The 14702-nt window shown below is 67.5% G+C and carries 18 protein-coding genes and 1 tRNA gene; 4 read left to right on the top strand and 15 right to left on the bottom strand.

Annotated features, from left to right (window positions below; genetic code table 11):
* Positions 1-121: 121 nt before the first annotated feature.
* The 11 genes from GGR46_RS20440 to GGR46_RS20390 form a co-directional block, all read right to left on the bottom strand.
* The gene (locus GGR46_RS20440; protein WP_246426226.1) at positions 122-601 is read right to left on the bottom strand and encodes a DUF1440 domain-containing protein; all 480 of its coding nucleotides are present in this window, start codon (positions 599-601) and stop codon (positions 122-124) included.
* A gap of 56 nt (positions 602-657) precedes the next feature.
* A complete protein-coding gene (locus GGR46_RS20435; RefSeq protein WP_246426225.1) occupies positions 658-1605 on the bottom strand; it encodes a TraB/GumN family protein in 948 nt (315 codons plus the stop codon).
* A gap of 10 nt (positions 1606-1615) precedes the next feature.
* Positions 1616-2041, bottom strand: coding sequence for a hypothetical protein (locus tag GGR46_RS20430; protein WP_183999832.1), 426 nt, complete (start codon positions 2039-2041; stop codon positions 1616-1618).
* Complete coding sequence (locus GGR46_RS20425) at positions 2013-2225, bottom strand: helix-turn-helix transcriptional regulator (RefSeq protein WP_183999831.1); 213 nt, start codon at positions 2223-2225, stop codon at positions 2013-2015. The genes GGR46_RS20430 and GGR46_RS20425 overlap by 29 nt, the downstream gene beginning before the upstream one ends.
* A 94-nt stretch (positions 2226-2319) precedes the next feature.
* Positions 2320-3540: an NAD(P)/FAD-dependent oxidoreductase gene (locus GGR46_RS20420; RefSeq protein ID WP_183999830.1), complete on the bottom strand. Its 1221-nt coding sequence runs from the start codon at positions 3538-3540 to the stop codon at positions 2320-2322.
* On the bottom strand, positions 3537-4370 hold the full coding sequence (gene fghA / locus GGR46_RS20415) for an S-formylglutathione hydrolase (protein WP_183999829.1): 834 nt from the start codon (positions 4368-4370) through the stop codon (positions 3537-3539). The genes GGR46_RS20420 and fghA overlap by 4 nt, the downstream gene beginning before the upstream one ends.
* 27 nt (positions 4371-4397) lie before the next feature.
* Positions 4398-5228 (bottom strand): formyltetrahydrofolate deformylase, encoded by an 831-nt coding sequence (purU, locus tag GGR46_RS25565; protein WP_184000120.1) that lies wholly within the window; start codon positions 5226-5228, stop codon positions 4398-4400.
* Between the two features lie 14 nt (positions 5229-5242).
* Positions 5243-5599, bottom strand: a complete 357-nt coding sequence (locus tag GGR46_RS25560) for a cupin domain-containing protein (protein WP_183999828.1) — start codon at positions 5597-5599, stop codon at positions 5243-5245.
* On the bottom strand, positions 5596-5994 hold the full coding sequence (locus tag GGR46_RS20400) for a VOC family protein (RefSeq protein ID WP_183999827.1): 399 nt from the start codon (positions 5992-5994) through the stop codon (positions 5596-5598). Before GGR46_RS20400 ends, GGR46_RS25560 begins: the two co-directional genes overlap by 4 nt.
* Positions 5995-6037: 43 nt before the next feature.
* Entirely contained in the window at positions 6038-7150 is a 1113-nt protein-coding gene (locus tag GGR46_RS20395) for an S-(hydroxymethyl)glutathione dehydrogenase/class III alcohol dehydrogenase (RefSeq protein ID WP_183999826.1), read from the bottom strand.
* Positions 7151-7208: 58 nt separating this feature from the next.
* Positions 7209-7856 (bottom strand): hypothetical protein, encoded by a 648-nt coding sequence (locus GGR46_RS20390; RefSeq protein WP_183999825.1) that lies wholly within the window; start codon positions 7854-7856, stop codon positions 7209-7211.
* A 106-nt stretch (positions 7857-7962) separates the two neighbouring features.
* Between GGR46_RS20390 and GGR46_RS20385 the strand changes: the two genes are divergently transcribed.
* Genes GGR46_RS20385 through GGR46_RS20375 form a run of 3 tightly spaced genes read left to right on the top strand, consistent with a single transcriptional unit; the run spans position 7963 to position 10975 of the window.
* Entirely contained in the window at positions 7963-9081 is a 1119-nt protein-coding gene (locus tag GGR46_RS20385; RefSeq protein WP_183999824.1) for an 8-amino-7-oxononanoate synthase, read from the top strand.
* The gene (gene bioD, locus GGR46_RS20380; protein ID WP_183999823.1) at positions 9078-9704 is read left to right on the top strand and encodes a dethiobiotin synthase; all 627 of its coding nucleotides are present in this window, start codon (positions 9078-9080) and stop codon (positions 9702-9704) included. Before GGR46_RS20385 ends, bioD begins: the two co-directional genes overlap by 4 nt.
* Positions 9701-10975, top strand: coding sequence for an adenosylmethionine--8-amino-7-oxononanoate transaminase (locus GGR46_RS20375; RefSeq protein WP_183999822.1), 1275 nt, complete (start codon positions 9701-9703; stop codon positions 10973-10975). The genes bioD and GGR46_RS20375 overlap by 4 nt, the downstream gene beginning before the upstream one ends.
* Before the next feature lie 7 nt (positions 10976-10982).
* Here the strand turns inward: GGR46_RS20375 and GGR46_RS20370 are convergent.
* From GGR46_RS20370 to GGR46_RS20365, 3 genes are all read right to left on the bottom strand, one after another.
* A tRNA-Thr gene (locus GGR46_RS20370) sits at positions 10983-11057 on the bottom strand.
* 216 nt (positions 11058-11273) lie between these two features.
* Positions 11274-11408 (bottom strand): hypothetical protein, encoded by a 135-nt coding sequence (locus tag GGR46_RS25745; RefSeq protein ID WP_281396631.1) that lies wholly within the window; start codon positions 11406-11408, stop codon positions 11274-11276.
* Positions 11390-13186, bottom strand: coding sequence for an aminopeptidase P family protein (locus GGR46_RS20365; protein ID WP_183999821.1), 1797 nt, complete (start codon positions 13184-13186; stop codon positions 11390-11392). Before GGR46_RS20365 ends, GGR46_RS25745 begins: the two co-directional genes overlap by 19 nt.
* A gap of 83 nt (positions 13187-13269) precedes the next feature.
* On the opposite strand from GGR46_RS20365, the gene GGR46_RS20360 reads away from it, so the two are divergent.
* A complete protein-coding gene (locus GGR46_RS20360; RefSeq protein WP_183999820.1) occupies positions 13270-14334 on the top strand; it encodes a DSD1 family PLP-dependent enzyme in 1065 nt (354 codons plus the stop codon).
* Here GGR46_RS20360 and GGR46_RS20355 read toward each other — a convergent pair.
* Positions 14331-14648 carry a hypothetical protein gene (locus tag GGR46_RS20355; RefSeq protein ID WP_183999819.1) on the bottom strand — a complete coding sequence of 106 codons (318 nt, stop codon included), beginning with the start codon at positions 14646-14648 and terminating at the stop codon, positions 14331-14333. The two genes, GGR46_RS20360 and GGR46_RS20355, sit on opposite strands and share 4 nt — an antisense overlap.
* Between the last annotated feature and the right edge of the window lie 54 nt (positions 14649-14702).

Raw genomic sequence — 14702 nt, 5'->3', positions numbered from 1 at the left:
TCCCCGGCGAAGGCCGGGGTCCAGTCCTTGAACGTCAAGCGCCTTGGCGCGTCTTCGCGCGCACGCTTAGTCTGGGCCCCGGCCTTCGCCGGGGAAAGAAGATGCCTGCCTTGCGGTCTCTTCAGCGCCGCCCGGCGATCAGCCAGCGTACGCCTTCGAGGACGATGCCGTAGACCAGGTGCGAGGCCGCGCCATAGGCGTGCTCGGCGAGCGGCGTCTGGTCCGGTGCCGGCGCCAGGCCCGCTGCGGGCACCGCGACCTCATCGAGCAGGGCGCTGGTGGCGATGCCATAGGCGCCGCCGAAACCGGCGCTCGCCTCGGGCTTGTATTCGGTGATCACGCCGTAGATGCCGCCCAGCACCGCGCCGGTGATATAATGGACAGCCTGGCCCGCCTGCTCGCGATATTCGTCCGGCACCGGCGCGTCGAGGATCGCCTCGCTCGCCTTGTCGGCGGCCTTCACCGTCGCCGGATCCTCGTCCCCGCCCTCGTCGGGCAGCAGCTTCTTCGCCTGGGCCTGGACGGCCGCCATCGCCGCCGAGGCGACGAGGCCGGCGGCAACACCGGCGAGCAGACCGAGAAGGGGACGAGGCTTGGCCATCAGTATCTCCGGGCAGGAAGGGGGCAAACGCTCCCTGCCCGGCTCAACCGGTCACATCAATATTGGATGCGCTCGGCCTTCAGATTGTGCTTGGCCAGATAGGCCTGGACGCTGTCATTGCCCGCGAGATGGCCCGCGCCGACCGCGATGAACACGGTGCCCGGCTTGGCCATGCGCGCGCTGATCCAGTCCGCCCAGCGGGCGTTGCGATCGCTGAGCAGGATCTTGCCGACTTCCGGCGTCTTGCGCATTTCCTCGTTCATCGTCTTGCCCAGCGCGTCGGGATCCCCGGCGCTCCACTGCGCGACCATCTTGTCGAGCAGCGGGCCGACATTGTTGAACTCCTTCACCGTGCTGGCGAGATACTTGACCTGCAGGTCCTCGGGCATCGTGTCGAAGAAGCCGATCTGCTGCTCGAAGGTCTCGAGGCCGATGAGCTGCTTGTTGGCGGCCTTGGCGGCGGCGGTGATCGTCATCTCGGCGCCGCTGTTGGGATCGTAGCCGAGCTTCGGCAGCGGAGCCATGGCGAGCGTCATGGCGGCGAACCAGGGCTCGAAGCGGTCGAGCGCGGAGGCCGGCATGCCGACGCTGGTGAGCGCCGCGGCATAGGCCGGGCGCGAGGCTTCGGGCAGCTTGGTGGTCAACGCCGGATCGGTCTGCGGCGCCATGGCGGCCTTCATGATCACGCCCTGCATCGTCGCGGGATCGGGCATGACCATCTCGAGCGCGACCGTGTCGCTCTTGTCGAACGCGGCCTTCACGGCCTCGTCGAACCAGCTCAGGCCCGGCTTGAGGACATGGACGGTGCCGAACAGATAGATGGTGGTGTCGGCATCCTTGACCACCCAGAGTGCCGGATCGGCGTCCTTGGTTGCGGCGGCAGCAGCAGGCTGCGCGGGGGCCGCCTGGGCATAAGCGGTCGCGGGCAGCGCGAGCGCCACGGCCAGACCGGCGACGGCGTTGAGCAGTTTCTTCTTCAGCAACATCGTGAATGCACTCCACATTGCGCGGCCTTCAGGGCCGGATCTTCTTCCAGAAATAAGCAACGGCCATGACGATCATGGTCGAAAGGAAGAGGGCTTCGTGATCGGGCTGGGACACCAGGCCGCCCTTCCAGAGAAAATACCAGTCGGCGTAGAGGATCAGGTAGAAATTGAGCGCGATCGTACTGGCGATGTAATTGGCCTCCCGCTCGACCTCGTCGATGACCCGCAGGAACCACCAGGCACCGCCGAGCACGCTGAGGGTGAGGAGCACGACCAGTCCGATCGCCAGCGCACCGGGCAGCGTTCCGCTATGGCGCTCCATCACGACCAGAGTCGCGCCCGCCACGCCACCGAGCAGCAGGAAGCCGGCCATGATCCCCCAGAACCGATTGCGGCGCGTTTCCTCGGCGCGCTCGCCCGGACGATCAATCGCCCCGGTCTCCCGACTCGTCATCGAAAAATATCTCCTCGATGGGCATGGCGAACAGGCGCGCGACCTTGAAGGCAAGCGGCAACGAAGGATCGTGCTTGCCCGTCTCGATCGCGTTCACCGCCTGGCGCGACACGCCGAGCCGACCGCCAAGCTCCGCCTGGCTCCAGTCGCGTTCGGCGCGCAGCACTTTCAGGCGATTTCGCATCCTGTTGCTGTCCCCATGTCCTGACTATCTGTCAGGTACACCTTACATAGCGAGTCGAATGGCGTTGTCAATAAGACCTGACATATTGTCAGGACTAGCTGGCGACGAGTTCCTTGAGTGGCACCGAAGTGTCGGCCAGCGCGACGGGATCGAGGACGAGCCCCTCCACCACCAGCTTGCGGCCCTGGACATAGTCCTTGACCGCATTGACGCAGTCGAGCGCGATCACCCGGCCGGCGCGGAGGTAGATCAGCGAGAAGCTGCGCGTCGCGGTATCGCCGCGCACCACCACATCGTGATGCCCCGCCGAGATGCCGACGGTCTGGAGCTTGAGGTCGTACTGGTTCGACCAGAACCAGGGCACGGCGTCGTAGCCCGCCTCGACCCCGCAGATCGTCTTGGCGGCGACGGTCGCCTGGTCGTTGGCGTTCTGGACCGACTCGAGACGGATCGCACTGTCCGCCGCATAGCGGTTCACATGGAGCGCGCAGTCGCCGATCGCGAAGATATCGGGGAGGCTGGTGCGCGACTGGTCGTCGACCAGCACACCATTGCCGCCCGCTGCACCGGCAGCGAGCAGCGGCTCGACCGCGGGGACGATGCCGATTCCGACGATCGCCATGTCGGCGGGGATGACCTCGCCACCCGCCAGACGCACGCCGGTGACGCTGGCTTCGCCCTCGATCGCCTCGACCTGCACGCCCAGCCGGACATCCACGCCGTGGGCACGGTGCTCGGCCTCGAAGAAGCGTGACAGGGCCTCGCCGGCGACGCGGGCGAGGACGCGGTCCTGCGCCTCCAGCACGGTCACCTGCTTGCCGAGCTTGGCCAGCACCGCCGCCGCCTCCAGCCCGATATAGCCGCCGCCGACCACGGCAACGTAGGTGACGCCATCCAGCTCGGCCACCATCTGGTCGACATCGGCACGGGTGCGCACGGTATGGATGCCGGCAAGGTCATGTCCGTCGCAGGACAGGCGGCGCGGTTTGCCGCCGGTCGCCCAGATCAGCCGGCCATAGCCGATCGTCTCGCCATCGGCGGTGACATGGTGCGCGACGGGATCGACCGCGGTGACGGTGCGGCCGGATAGCATCGCCACCTGCCGCTCTTCCCAGAAGGCCGCGTTGCGGATCAGCAGCCGCTCGAACGCCTTTTCGCCCGACAGATATTCCTTGGAGAGCGGCGGGCGCTCATAGGGCAGTTCGGGCTCGTCGCCGAGCAGCGCGATGCTGCCTTCGAACTTGTTCTGCCTGAGCGCGATCGCAGCCTGGGCGCCGCCATGGCCGGCACCGACGATGAGGACGTCGAACTTCATGCCTTGAGCCGCTCCGCATGCCAGGCGACATGGTCGCCGAGGAAGGTCGAGACGAAATAATAGCTGTGGTCATAGCCGGGCTGGAGCCGCTGGGTGAGCGCGATGCCGGCATTCCTACAGGCGCCATCGAGCAACTCGGGCTTGAGCTGGACCTCGAGGAACTGGTCGGCGGTGCCGGTATCGACCAGCAATTCGGGAACCCGCGCGCCATCCTCGATCAGCGCCACGGCGTCGTACTCGCGCCATGCCGCCCGGTCCTCGCCGAGATAGCCGGTCAGCGCCTTCTGGCCCCACGGCACCTGCCCCGGCGCGACGATCGGCGAGAAGGCCGAGACCGAACGGAAGCGGCCGGGATTGCGCAGCCCGATGGTGAGCGCGCCGTGGCCGCCCATCGAATGGCCGGTGATGCCCTGGCGATCCATGTCGGCGGAGAATTCGGCGCCGATCAGCGCGGGCAGCTCCTGCTCGATGTACGAGCGCATGCTGAAGTGCGTCGCCCAGGGCGCCTCGGTCGCGTCGACATAGAAGCCGGCGCCCTGGCCGAAATCATAGGCCTCGTCATCGGGCACGCCTTCACCGCGCGGGCTGGTGTCCGGCGCGACCAGGATGACGCCATGCTCGGCGCATGCCTGCCGATACTCGCCCTTCTCGGTGACGTTCGCATGGGTGCAGGTCAGGCCGGAGAGATACCAGAGCACCGGCAGCTTCGTGCCCGGCGCATGGTCCGGCACGAAGATCGAGAAGGTCATGTCGGTGCCGGTGGCCGCCGAGGCGTGGCGGTACACGCCCTGCATGCCGCCATGCGATCGGTTCGAGGAGAGTTGTTCCATGGGCGGCCTTTTCAGCGGAAGACGATTTCAGCGAAATACGATGGTACGGTTGCCGTTGAGGAAGACGCGGCGTGCGCCCACCCATTGCACCGCGCGGGCTAGCACCTGCGCCTCGATGTCGCGGCCGATGCGGATCATGTCGTCGACCGAAGCGCGGTGATCGACGCGCTCCACCGCCTGCTCGATGATCGGCCCCTCGTCGAGATCGCTGGTGACGAAATGGGCGGTGGCGCCGATCAGCTTCACGCCGCGCTCGTGCGCCCGGTGATAGGGCCTGGCGCCCTTGAAGCCGGGCAGGAAGCTGTGATGGATATTGATGCAGCGCCCCGCCAGCCGGTCGGCAAGATCGGAAGACAGGATCTGCATGTAGCGCGCGAGGATCAGGTAATCGGCGCCGGCGCGGTCGAACTCGGCGAGCAGGGCCGCTTCCTGCGCGTCCTTGCCCTCTGGCAGCAGCATGAAGGGCAGGCCGTGCCATTCGGTCAGGTCGCGCAGCGTCTCGTGGTTCGAGACCACCCCGGCGATCTCGACACCGAGATGATCGGTCTTCCAGCGATGGAGCAGGTCGTTGAGGCAGTGCGAGCCCTTCGACACCGCGATCAGAATCCGCGGGCGCGCGCCGCTCTCGGCCAGGGCCCAATGCAGGCCGAAGCGCTCGGCCACGGGCGCGAAGGCCGTGCGTAGCTGTTCGGTCTCGAACGGGGCGCCCGCCGCCTTGAACTCGACGCGCATGAAGAAGCGCCCGGCATCGAGATCCGCATATTGCTGGCTATCGAGGATGAAGCCGTCGCGCTCCGCCAGGAATCCGCTCACCGCCGCGACGATGCCCGGCCGGTCCTCGCAATCGAGGGTGAGGATCCAGGCCGGTGCGATCACAGGGCCTCGACCTGGGTGGCGGTGGCAGTATCGCCGGTATTGGGCGTGCCTGCCGGCTCGATCACGATCATCTTCACTTCGCCGTGGCGCGCGACCGGACGATGCTCGACGCCGCGCGGGACGACGAAGATCTCGCCGGGGTTCAGCGTGACGGTGCGGTCGCGCAGCTCGATGTCGAGCACGCCTTCGAGGACGAGGAAGAAGTCGTCCGTCTCCGGATGGCTGTGCCAGACGAACTCTCCCTCGACCTTCACGATCCGGATATCGTTGTCGTTGTACCGCGCGACGATGCGCGGCGCCCAATGCTCGGTGAAGGTGGCGAACTTCGCCGCCAGGTTGACGACGTCGCTCATGCGGGCACGCGCCACATGGCGCAGAGCTTGTTGCCGTCCGGATCGCGCAGATAGGCGAGGTACAGCGACCCGAGCGAACCGCCTTCGCGCACGCCCGGCGGATCCTCGATAGCGGTACCGCCATGCGCGAGGCCGGCCGCGTGGAACGCCGCGGCCTGCTCGGCCGAGTCGCACTTGAAGCCGATCGTCGCGCCATTGGCGCAGGTCGCGGGCTCGCCGTCGATCGGCTCGCTGATGCAGAAGCTGCCGCCGTCGTGCCGGTAGAACAGCCGAACCTGGCCGGTGGCGTTGACGTGGCGGAACGGCGCGCCTGCCCCGAGCGTGCCCAGCACAGCGTCGTAGAACGCCCTGGACCGCTCGATGTCGTTGCTTCCCACCATCACATGGCTGAACATGGCCGTTCCTCCCCCCGTTACTGATTAGAAGCCAGGTCGCTGCTTAGAAGACCACCACGCTACGGATGCTCTCGCCCGCATGCATCAGGTCGAAGCCCTTGTTGATCTCTTCCAGGCCCATGACATGGGTGATCATCGGATCGATCTCGATCTTGCCGGCCATGTACATGTCAACGATCTTGGGCACGTCGGTGCGGCCCTTGGCGCCGCCGAACGCGGTGCCGCGCCAGTTGCGGCCGGTGACGAGCTGGAAGGGACGCGTCGCGATCTCCTTGCCTGCCTCGGCCACGCCGATGATGATGCTGGTGCCCCAGCCGCGGTGGCAGGCCTCGAGCGCGATGCGCATCACTTCGGTGTTGCCGGTCGCGTCGAACGTATAGTCCGCGCCGCCATCGGTCATCGCGACGATCGCGGCGACCACGTCCTCACGGCTCATTCCCTTCGAGTTGAGGAACTCGGTCATGCCGAAGCGGCGGCCCCATTCCTCGCGATCGGGGTTGATGTCGACGCCGATGATCTTGTTGGCGCCGGCCAGGCGGGCGCCCTGGATCACGTTGAGGCCGATGCCGCCCAGGCCGAAGATCACGACATTGTCGCCGACCTGGACCTTGGCGGTGTTGATCACCGCGCCGACGCCGGTGGTGACGCCGCAGCCGATATAGCAGCTGCTCTGGAAGGGCGCGTCCTCGCGGATCTTCGCCACGGCGATCTCGGGCAGCACGGTGAAGTTCGAGAAGGTCGAGCAGCCCATATAGTGGTAGATCGGCTGGCCCTTGTACGAGAAGCGCGTGGTGCCGTCGGGCATCAGGCCCTTGCCCTGGGTGGCGCGGATCGCGGTGCACAGGTTGGTCTTGCCCGAGAGGCACGACTTACACTGGCGGCACTCGGGCGTGTAGAGCGGGATCACGTGGTCGCCCGGCTTCACGCTGGTGACGCCCGGACCGACTTCGCGGACGATACCGGCGCCTTCATGGCCGAGCACGCTGGGGAAGATGCCCTCCGAATCGAAGCCGTCGAGCGTATAGGCATCGGTATGGCAGATGCCGGTCGCCATGATCTCGACCAGCACTTCGCCGGCCTTGGGGCCTTCGAGGTCGAGCTCGACGATTTCCAGGGGCTTCTTCGCTTCGAACGCGACGGCGGCGCGGGTCTTCATGGGCTTACTCCTTGCTTGCCGGCCTGATCGGGGAAACGCGGCCGGGTTGCAATGGGAGTCAGCCCCGGATGCGGTCTTCCGGGCGATACAGGGTGAGGAATACACCGCCCCACCAGAGGATGGCGGCGAAGCCCGCGAACTCGAGGAAGGGGCGGACAAAGCCCGAGGTGAAGGCGAGGCCGGCAAAAACCAGCCCGGCAAGCTGCACCCATGCGGGCAGGCTGCCGGCGGCACGCGCCTCGCGCACCGTCAGCGTCGCCCAGAGCGCGACGCCGGCATGGCCGAGCAGCACCAGCGCCGCGACGAGATCGACGCGCGGGGAGATGCGTCCCTGCCCGAGCAACGCGGCCGCCTCGATCCGGAAATGCGCGGCGACAGCGAGGCAGAGCACGCCGGCACCGCCCGCGAGCAAGGCGAAGTCGCGCCCCGGCGTGCGCGGGCCGATCGGGCCGGCGAGCGTGAGCATCGCCAGCAGCATCATGCCGGCCAGCACGCAGCGGACGATCTCGCTGGCGAGGAGCAGGCCCCAATAGGATTGCGCGGATTCGAACCGTCCTCGGGCAATCGCCGCAAACGGGTCCGCCGCTCCCGCCAGATCGTGCGCCACGTCGCCAAGCACGATCAGTGCGATGGTGAGCAACAGGCAGAACAGCGCCGCGACCGTGCCGAAGGGCCTTCCATGATGGCCGACAAAGGACCGCTGCATCACTGCCTCCCGATTGTGTGTTGCATTAGTAATACACCAAGAGATCGCGCGGGACAAGCGCGCGACGTTGGCCCATCGGTCAAGTTGCGCCTATGGGCGCGTTACGATGGCGTATTTCGAAGACCAGCGGCGCGACCTCGCCGAGCTTGCCGACCGCGCGCGTGCCCGCCGATTGAGCGCGCGGGCCGGGCACGATTTCTCCTCCAACGACTATCTCGCGCTGGCGGGCGACCCCGCGCTCGCCGCGGCGGTGCGCGCCGCGATCGATGCGGGCGTGCCGATCGGGTCGGGCGGTTCACGGTTGCTGCGCGGCAATCACGAAGAGCATGAGCGGCTGGAGGCCACGGCAGCGGGCTTCTTCGGAAGCGAGAGCGCGCTCTATTTCTCGACCGGCTATGCGGCCAATGCCGCCCTGCTCTCCACCCTGCCCCAGCGCGGCGACCTGATCGTCCACGACGCCCTGGTCCATGCCAGCGCGCATGAGGGGATCAGGCTGAGCCGGGCCGAGGCGCGCGGGGCCGCGCACAACGATCCGGAGGCGTTCGAGGACGTGATCGCCGGCTGGCGGGCCGAGGGCGGCACCGGGCAGATATGGATCGCCGTCGAGAGCCTCTATTCGATGGACGGCGACCAGGCACCGCTCGACGCGCTGGCCGCGGTCGCGGACCGGCACGAGGCGATACTCGTGGTCGACGAGGCGCATGCCACCGGCGTGTTCGGCGATCGCGGGCGCGGGCTGGCGGCGGGACTGGCCGGGCGCGAGAACCTGATCACGCTGCACACCTGCGGCAAGGCGCTGGGCTGCGAGGGCGCGCTGCTCTGCGGGCCGCATGTGGTGCGCGACTTCCTGATCAATCGCGGGCGGGCCTTCATCTTCTCGACCGCGCCTTCGCCGCTGATGGCGGTGGCAGTGGAGGCCGCGCTCGGGCTGATTGCCGAGCCGGCACGGCGGGTGCAGCTGCACGAACTGATCGCGCGGGCCGAGGCGCTGCTCGCGCCGGTGGGCGTGGCGGCGACGGGATCGCAAATCCTGCCGCTGGTGATCGGCGAGGATGGGCGGACCATGGCGATGGCCGCGGAACTGCAGCGGCGCGGCTTCGACGTGCGTGGGATCCGGCCGCCGACGGTGCCGGCGGGCACCTCGCGGCTGCGCATCTCGCTGACGCGCAATGTGAACGAGGACGACATCGCCGCGCTCGCCGCGGCAATCGGGGAACTGGCATGAGGATCGTCGTCACCGGCACCGATACCGATATCGGCAAGACCGTCTTCGCCGCCGGCCTGGCCGGGGCACTGGGCGCGACCTATTGGAAGCCGATCCAGAGCGGGCTCGACGGCGGCAGCGACGGCGAGCGGGTCGCTGCACTGGCGGGCGCGGTGGTGCATCCCGAGGCCTATCGCCTGACCACGCCCTGCTCGCCGCATCTGGCCGCTGAGATCGACGGGGTGAAGATCGACCTGGACCGGCTGGCGCCGCCACCGCGCGATCCGCTGGTGGTCGATCCACTGGTGATCGAAGGTGCCGGCGGCGTGCTGGTGCCGGTGACGCGCGAGTTGCTCTACGCCGATCTGTTCGCGCGCTGGGGCCTGCCGACCGTGCTGGTCGCGCGGACCAGCCTGGGCACGATCAACCACAGCCTGCTCTCGATCGAAGCGCTGCGCCGCCGCGGCGTGCCGATCCTGGGGGTGGCGTTCGTCGGCGACGCGAACGAGGACAGCGAGGCGACCATCGCCGCGATCGGCAAGGTCCGCCGGCTCGGCCGCCTGCCGATCCTCGATCCGCTCGACGCCCCCACCCTCAAGGCCGCCTTTGCCGAGGCATTCGACCTGTCGGACTTCACGGCATGACCTCGCCCGTCTGGCATCCCTTCACCCAGCACGGGCTGGGCGAGCCGATCCCCGAGGTGGTGCGCACCGAAGGCGCCGCGCTGCACACGCGGGACGGCGGCCGCTTCGTCGATGCGATCTCGTCCTGGTGGGTGACGACGCACGGCCATTGCCACCCGCGCATCATGGCCGCGATCGCCGAGCAGGCGGCCAGGATGGACCAGATCATCTTCGCGGGCTGGACCCATGAGCCCGCCGAGACGCTCGCGCGCGAGCTGGTGCGGATCCTGCCCGATCCGCTGCAGCACGTCTTCTACTCGGACAGCGGCTCGACCAGCGTCGAAGTGGCGCTGAAGATGGCGCTCGGCTTCTGGGACAATCGCGGCGAACCCAGAAACCGTATCGTGGTCCTCGAACACGGCTACCACGGCGACACGATCGGCGGCATGTCGGTCGGCGCGCGCGGGGTGTTCAACCGACCCTATCAGCCCCTGCTGTTCGACGTATCGACCATCCCCTTTCCCGAACCCGGCCAGAGCCAGGCGACGCTGGACGCACTCGAGGCGCAATGCCGCGAGAAGCCGGCCGCGCTGCTGGTCGAACCCCTGGTGCTGGGCGCGGGCGGCATGAAATTCTACTCGGCCAGCCTGCTCGCCGAGATGCGCAAGATCTGCACGGCGCACGGCGTGCTGTTCATCGCCGACGAAGTGATGACCGGCTGGGGTCGCACCGGCACGCTGCTGGCGTGCGAGCGTGCGGGCGTGGTGCCCGACATCCTGTGCCTGTCCAAGGGACTGACCGGCGGCGCGATCCCGCTGGCGGTGACCATGGCGACGGCGCCGATCTTCGAGGCGCACTATTCCGACGATCGCGCGCGGATGTTCTTCCACTCGTCGAGCTACACCGCCAACCCGATCGCCTGCGCGGCCGCTAATGCGAATCTGGCGATCTGGCGCGAGGAACCCGTGCTCGAGCGAATCGCCGATCTGGGCGACCGCCAGCAGGACCGGCTCGACCGGCTCGCCACCCATCCGCTGATTCGCAATCCGCGCCGGCTCGGCACGATCGTGGCCGCCGAGATCGGGGCGAGCCAATCGGCCTATCTCAATTCGGTGGGACCACGGCTCAAGGCCTTCGCGCACGAGCGCGGCGTGCTGATTCGGCCGCTGGGCAACACCGTCTATGTGATGCCGCCCTATTGCATCGAGGATGCGGATCTGGACGCGGTCTATGCCGCGATCACCGATTTCCTGGAGCGGGAGCCCCGCATGGGGGACTTGTTCGCGTTCTAGAAGCGAATGGTGCTGCCGGTGAGGATTGAACTCACGACCTCAGCCTTACCAAGGATGCGCTCTACCACTGAGCTACGGCAGCACTCGCTCGATCGGTCCGGCAAAGCGCCGGGTCCCAAGCGGGAGGCGCCTATGTGCTTGGGTACGCCTGATTGTCAACCCGCATGCGGGCGGTTTATCGCGGGAAAATGAGCGATACGGAAAAGAAAGCCCGATTGGCGGAGGCGCTGCGGGCGAATTTGAGGAAGCGCAAGGCCCAGGCCCGCGAACAGGCCGCGCCCGACGCCTCCCCCGAATCTCAGAGCGAGCCGAACCAGAGCGACAGGCCCTGAGCCGTATCATAGGCATTGCGTATGATGACGTGCGGCCCGAGGAGATACATCGCCATCGTGACCGCACCTGCCAGGAACCACATCACCCGATGGGCGCGCACTTCGCTTCCAACCATGCCAACTCGTCCCCGCTGAGCTGCGGGCCCAAAATCCGCAGCACTTCAGCATGATAGCTATCAAGCCAGTGGCGTTCCTGCTCGGTTAGCAAAGATGGTTTAATCAGCGTTCGCTCTATCGGCGCGAAGGTCAGCGTCTCGAAGCCGAGCATTTTTTGTTCCGCACCCGAAATCAACTGCTTGGTGACCAGCACCAGGTTCTCGATGCGGATGCCGAATTCTTGCGCCTTATAGTAACCGGGCTCGTTCGACAGGAACATGCCTTCGCGCAGCGGCTCGAGGCTCTGGCCGCCCGGATAATAGGGCTGGGCGATGCGCTGCGGCCCCTCGTGCACCGAAAGATACGAGCCGACGCCGTGGCCGGTGCCGTGCCCGTAATCGAGGCCGACTTCCCACAGCGGGCGGCGCGCGAAACTGTCGAGCTGGGCGCCGGTGGTGCCATCGGGGAAGATCGCGGTGGCGATGGCGATATGGCCCTTGAGGACGCGGGTGAAGCGATCCTTCATCTCGTCGCTCGCCTCGCCCACCGGCATGACGCGAGTCACGTCGGTGGTGCCGTCGGCATACTGGCCACCCGAATCGACGAGATAGAGCTGGCCGAGCTCGATCGGCAGGCTCGATTCGTCGGTGACCTTGTAGTGCGGGATCGCGCCGTTCGGGCCGGTGGCGGAGATGGTGTCGAAGCTCAGGTCCTTGAGCGCGCCGGTCTGGTCGCGGAACTCGCGCAGCTTGTCCGCGGCAGACATCTCGGTGAGGCCGCCCTGGGGCGCCGTCTCTTCGAACCATTTGAGGAAGCGGCTCAGCGCCGCGCCGTCGCGGGCCTGGGCGGCCTTCTGCCCTGCGATCTCGGCGGGGTTCTTGATCGCCTTGGCGAGGATCACCGGATCGCGCAGCGCCAGCACCTTGGCCCCGCCGGCATCCAGCGCGTCGAAGATCGCCGCCACCGCGCTGCCCGGATCGGCGGCGACCCGCTTGCCGGCAAAGCCCTGGAGCGCCGGGGCGAAGGCCGATCGATCATGGATGCGGATCGCATTGCCGAGATGCTTGCGGACCTCGTCGGTCACCTTTTCCTCGGCGACGAAGAAATCGGCGGTGCCATCGGCATTGACCACCGCATAGGCGAGGGCGACCGGGGTGTGGCTCACGTCCGTGCCGCGGATGTTGAACGCCCAGGCGATCGAATCGAGCGCGGAGAGGACGACCGCGTCGGCCTTGCGCTCGGCGAGCCAGTCAGCAATCTCGGCACGCTTGGCGGGGGAGGACTTGCCGGCGAGATCGTCCGACTGGACGGCAAGGGTCGCGTCCGAGGGCTGGGGCTTGTCGGGCCAGACCGCGTCGATCGGATTGGTGTTCACCGCGACCAGCTCGGCACCCTTCTCGGCCAGCGCCTTGCGAGCTTCCTCGACCCAGGCGCGGGTGTGCAGCCAGGGATCATAACCGATCCGGCCGCCATCCGGTGCGTGCACGCCGAGCCAGGACGAGACGCTGGTCGCCGGCACGCCGACATATTCCCAGTGATCGGCCGAGACCTGCTGGCGGACCTGGATCGTGTAGCGCCCGTCGGTGAAGATCGCCGCCGCTTCGGGCAGCACTACGGCGGTGCCAGCCGAGCCCTGGAAGCCGGTGAGCCAGGCGAGGCGCTGGGCATAGGCGCCGACATATTCGGACATGTGCTCGTCGGTGAGCGGCACGACGAACCCGTCGAGTCGGTCACGCTTCAACTGCTCGCGAAGGGCCTTGAGACGATCGGCATAGCTGGACATCGGATTACTCTATTGCTGAAATCTATGGGGCTGCTTTGCGCCGATATTCGGCAAAAGTCACACCCTGGGCTATCGCTTCGACGATGAGCGATTTCCCCCTGCCCCGCGCCGACCTGCCCACCCCCGCCCTGCTGCTCGACGTGGCGGCGATGGACCGCAACATAGCGGCGATGGCCGACTATGCGCGGTCGAAGGGACTGGCGCTCAGGCCGCACGCCAAGACGCACAAGAGCGGCGAGATCGCCAGGCGGCAGATCGCCGCCGGCGCGGTCGGGATATGCTGCGCCAAGCTGGGCGAGGCCGAGGCACTGGCGGCCGACGGGGTGGGCGACATCCACCTCACCTCGCCGGTGGTGACCAAAGGTGGCATCGCGCGGCTGACGGCGCTGGCGGGCAAGATCCGGCTTTCGGCGGTGGCCGACCATCCGGACGTGGTGCGTGCACTGGCGGGCAGCGGCGTGACCGTGTTCGTCGATGTCGATCCGGGCAAGCATCGCACCGGCGTGACTTCGCCCGAGGCCGCCGTCGCGCTCGCCCGCGCGATCGTGGCCGCGGGGCTGACGCTGGGTGGGGTGCAATATTATTGCGGCTCCGAGCAGCACATCACGACCTTCGCCGACCGGCATGCGGCGATCGTCGGGAAGACCGACTATCTGCGGACGGTGCTGGCGGCACTGGAGACGGCGGGCTTCGCGATTCCGGTGGTGACGGGTGCCGGCACGGGCACCTTCGCCATCGACGCCGAACTGGGCGTGCTGACCGAGCTGCAGGTGGGCAGCTACATCTTCCTCGACCGCGAATATCGCGATTGCGAACTGGCCGGGCCGCGCTTCGAACAGGCGCTGTGGGTGGATTCCACCGTGGTCAGCGCGAACACGCCCGGCATGGTGACGATCGATGCGGGATTGAAGTCTTTCGCCACCGATGCCGGGGTGCCCGTACCCATGTCAGGCACCGCGCGCTACGCCTTCATGGGCGACGAGCAGGGTGCGCTGATCGGGGAGGATTTGCCGGGCCTGGCGGAGCGTGCAACGCTGGTTCCGCCGCACTGCGACCCGACGGTGAATCTCTACGATCGCTATCATCTGGTGGACGGCGACACGGTCACCGGCAGCTGGCCGGTGACCGCGCGCGGTCGCTCCACCTAGCGGCGGCGGACGTAATAGCAGCGGTTCTTGGCGCTGATCGTGCGATCGATCGCTCGGCCGCCAAAGGCACCGCCGACGCCGCCTACCGCTGCGCCGAGCAGGCCGTGGCCGATGATCGCCGGTCCGGCGAGCACGCCGACCGCAGCACCGCCGATCAGGCCGGCATGGCCGGGCGAGCGACGGCATTTCTTGTAATAGGCACGACCCTTGGTCGACTTGCCCTTGTAGTGACTCTGGGCCTGCGCCGCCTCGATCGGCATCGCAACGGGCATGGCCAGCGCCAAGGCGGCAGCGGCCGCAATGAGCTTACGCATGATTTCCATCCCTTCCTTAAACCAATGCAGGTTAGAACTTGCATGCGGTACGCC

This window comes from Sphingomonas kyeonggiensis (assembly GCF_014196745.1).
Lineage (GTDB): Bacteria > Pseudomonadota > Alphaproteobacteria > Sphingomonadales > Sphingomonadaceae > Sphingomonas > Sphingomonas kyeonggiensis.
Note: the sequence above shows the minus strand (reverse complement) of the source record. Positions and strands in the feature narration are given on the sequence as shown.